The sequence below is a fragment of the Micromonospora sp. I033 genome (assembly GCF_053890995.1).
The window spans coordinates 1-3,685 of sequence record NZ_JBSSLX010000344.1 but is presented as its reverse complement, the minus strand read 5'-3'; the positions used below and the strand labels follow the sequence as shown (position 1 = coordinate 3,685).

The following is a 3,685-nucleotide window of genomic DNA, read 5'->3' as shown; positions in this document are numbered from 1 at the left end:
CTCGGCGGCCTCGATGAGCGCGTCCAGGTCGATCCCGGTGTCGATGCCCATGTCGTGCAGCATGTGCACGGCCTCCTCGGTGGCCAGGTTGCCGCTGGCGCCCGGGGCGTACGGGCAGCCGCCGAGACCGCCGACGCTGGCGTCGAACTCGGTGATGCCCAGCTCCATGGCGGTGAGCATGTTGGCCAGTGCGGTGCCGCGGGTGTTGTGGAAGTGCAGCAGCACCGGCACGTGGGCGTTGCGGTCGCGGACCGCGGTGACCAGCTCACGGACCCGCCGGGGCGTACCCATGCCGGTGGTGTCGCCGAAGGCCACCCGGTCGGCGCCGTCCCGCACCACCCGGTCGACGATCCCGGCCACCCGCTTCGGGTCGACGTCCCCCTCGTACGGGCAGCCGAAGCTGGTCGCCACGATCACCTCGGCGGTCGCGCCCGCGCTGTGCAGCAGGTCGATCAGCTCGGCGATGTCGTCGAGCGACTCCTCCGTGGAGCGGTTGACGTTGCGCCGGTTGTGCGTGTCGCTGGCCGAGACCACCACCTCGATCTCGGTGAAACCGGCGGTCAGGGCGCGCTGCGCGCCCCGGCTGTTCGGCACCAGCGCGGAGTAGCGCACCCCATCGGCCTTCGCGGCCCGCTGCCACACCTCGTCGGCGTCCGCCATCTGCGGGATCGCCTTCGGGTGCACGAACGAGACGGCCTCGATCCGCCGCACACCCGTACGCGAGAGCGCGTCGATCAGCCGCACCTTGGCGTCGGTCGGGATCGGCTCCTCGTTCTGCAGCCCGTCCCGCGGCCCGACCTCCCGGATGGAAACGAAGTCCGGCAGTTCCGCCATAAGGGGTCACCTCACTGTGACGGTGTTACGTGATGGATGCTCCCCAGCATCCCACCCTTCCCCTCCCACCCCCGTCGATCATGAGGTTGGCGGCAGATTCTGCCCGTTGTGTCGCCGCCAACCTCATGATCAACGGGGGTGGGGGTGGGGTCAGCGCATGCGGGAGACGATGCCGGTGTCGTAGTCGCCGGAGAGGAACTCCTCGTTCTCCAGCAGTTCGGCGAAGAAGGGGAGGTTGTTCTTGGGGCCGGCGATCTCGAACTGGGCCACCGCGGCCCGCGCCCGCTCGACCGCCTCGGTGCGGGTGGCGCCGCTGACGATCAGCTTGGCCATCAGGCTGTCGTAGAAGGGGGTGACCGTGTTGCCGGCGACGTAGCCGGAGTCGACCCGGACGCCCTCGCCGGCCGGCTCGTTCCAGGTGGTGATCGCGCCCGGGCCGGGCAGGAACCGCTTCGGGTCCTCGGCGTTGATCCGCAGCTCGATGGCGTGCCCGCGCGGCGCGAGCGCGTCCGGGTCGAAGGTCGGGGCCAGCCCGGCGGCCACCCGCAGCTGCTCCTCGACCAGGTCGACGCCGTAGACGTACTCGGTGACCGGGTGCTCGACCTGGAGCCGGGTGTTCATCTCCAGGAAGAAGAACTCGTTCGTGGCGGGATCGAGGAGGCACTCGACCGTGCCGGCGTTGCGGTAGTTGACCGCCTCGCCCGCGCGGACCGCCGCCGCCAGGAACCGCGAACGCAGCTCGGGCGAGACCGCCGGGGACGGGGACTCCTCGACCAGCTTCTGGTTGCGGCGCTGCACCGAGCACTCGCGCTCGCCGAGGGCCACCACCCGCCCGTCGGCCAGGCCGAGGATCTGCACCTCGACGTGGCGTACCCGGGGGAAGTACCGCTCGATCAGCACCGAGCCGTCGCCGAACATCCGCTCGGCGAACGAGCGGACCTTGTCGTACTCGGTGCGCAGCGCGGCCTCGTCGGTCGCCACGCCCATGCCCATGCCGCCGCCACCGGCCGCGGCCTTGACCATCACCGGGTAGCCGATCTCGTCGGTGGCGGCGACCGCCGCGGCCAGGTCGGCCGCCGGGTCGGTGGTGCCCGGCGCGACCGGCACCCCGGCCGCCGCCATCAGGTTCCGGGCGTTGATCTTGTCGCCCATCGCGGCGATCGCGTCCGCGCCGGGCCCGACCCAGATCAGGCCACCGGCCTCGACGGTACGGGCGAACTCCGCGTTCTCCGACAGGAAGCCGTAGCCGGGGTGGATCGCCTGGGCGCCGGTGTCCCGCGCGGCGGCGAGGATCGCCTCGACGTTGCGGTAGCTGAGCGCGGGATTGGCCGGGCCGACGCAGACCGCCTCGTCGGCCTCGGTGACGAAGGGCAGCCCGGCGTCGGCCTCCGAGTGCACGGCGATCGCACGGACGCCGAGCTTCCTCGCGGTGCGGATGATCCGGCGCGCGATCTCGCCCCGGTTGGCCACCAACAGCGATTCGAACAAGGAAGGGTCCCTTCTTGACGCCTCTTGCATAGCAGGGGCCCCTTCTTAACACGCGTACGGCGCGCGCGCTTAACGGGCGTTAAGGCGCGCCGGGCGTCAGGCCGGGTCCGTGGGGGCGAGCAGGGCGGCGAGGGTCGCGCCCCGCAGCAGCTCGGCCCGGCGGCGGCGGTCCACCTCGCCGCCGAGGAACGGGGTGGAGTTCATGAGGCCGAACGCGGCGTGTGCCAGCACCCGCGCCTCGCCGTCGGGCAGCCCGGGGTGCAGTGCGGTCAGCACGGTGACCCACTCCTCGACGTACATCCGCTGGAGCCGGCGGATCCGGCGGCGCGGCTCGTCGGGGAGGCGGTCCAGCTCGTGCAGGTGCAGGGCGATCACCGCGGGGTTGGCCAGCGCGAAGTCGACGTGGAAGTCGATCAGCGACTCCAGCGTGCCGCGCGGGTCGTCGGGGTGGTTGGCGGCCCGCTCCTTGCCACCGGCGAGCAGCCCCTCGCTGACCGGGATCAGCGCGGCGACAAGCATCGCCTCCTTGCCGGCGAAGTGGTGGTAGAGCGCCGGGCCGGTGACCCCGGCGGCGGCGCCGATGTCGTCCATCGACACCCCGTGGTAGCCGCGCGCCGCGAAGAGCCCGACCGCGATCTCCAGGATCTCGTCCCGGCGGGACCGACGCCGGCCCGCACCCGTCGCGCCGTTCGCCGCGCCCCGCGCCTGCTGTTCCACCGCCACCGGGCCAGCCTAGACCGCGCGCCCAAGCTGGTGGAGCCTCGGTTACCCGTCGGTCGCCTCACATCCCGCGCCGCTTGACCCTCGACCGGGTTCAGGCCGCAGGGTCCGTCGGCATGACCGCTCCCGCGCTCGGCCGCGACTACCGACTGCTCTGGTCCGCCGCCGTCTCGTCCCGGTTCGGCGACGCGCTGCGTACGCCGGCCCTGGCCCTGCTGGCCGCCACGCTCACCCGCGACCCCCGGGCGATCGCCGCGGTGACCGTGGCGGGGCAACTCCCGCCGCTGCTGTTCGGGCTGCTCGGCGGCGCGTACGCCGACCGGTGGGACCGGCGCCGCACGATGGCGGCGGTGGACGGGGCGCGGGCCGCGGTGGTGGCCGCGCTGGCCGGGCTGGTCGTCACCGGCCGGGCCGGGGTCGCCGCGCTGGCCGCCGCCGCGTTCCTGCTCGCCACCCTGGGCACGCTGTTCGACGCGTCCGCCTTCGCGCTGCTGCCGTCGCTGGTGTCGCCGGCGGCCCTGCCCACCGCCAACGGCCGGCTCCAGGCCGGCGCGGCCGTGGCGGGCGGGCTCCTCGGCACCCCGCTGGCCGGCCTGCTCTTCGCCCTGGCCGCGGCGCTCCCGTTCGCCGTGGACGCGCTCAC

The 3,685-nt window shown here is 73.4% G+C and carries 4 protein-coding genes; 1 reads left to right on the top strand and 3 read right to left on the bottom strand.

Going from position 1 to position 3,685, the window contains the following annotated elements; translation table 11 throughout:
- The 3 genes from ACW0Q9_RS29760 to ACW0Q9_RS29750 form a co-directional block, all read right to left on the bottom strand.
- The coding region (locus ACW0Q9_RS29760; RefSeq protein WP_456186977.1) for a hydroxymethylglutaryl-CoA lyase at positions 1-825 on the bottom strand (825 nt) is incomplete at its 3' end.
- Positions 826-984: 159 nt separating this feature from the next.
- A complete protein-coding gene (locus ACW0Q9_RS29755; protein WP_456186975.1) occupies positions 985-2,322 on the bottom strand; it encodes an acetyl-CoA carboxylase biotin carboxylase subunit in 1,338 nt (445 codons plus the stop codon).
- 96 nt (positions 2,323-2,418) lie between these two features.
- Positions 2,419-3,045, bottom strand: a complete 627-nt coding sequence (locus tag ACW0Q9_RS29750) for a TetR/AcrR family transcriptional regulator (protein WP_091316184.1) — start codon at positions 3,043-3,045, stop codon at positions 2,419-2,421.
- A gap of 113 nt (positions 3,046-3,158) precedes the next feature.
- Between ACW0Q9_RS29750 and ACW0Q9_RS29745 the strand changes: the two genes are divergently transcribed.
- Positions 3,159-3,685 (top strand): MFS transporter (locus tag ACW0Q9_RS29745; RefSeq protein WP_456186973.1); only part of this gene is annotated, 527 nt, incomplete at its 3' end.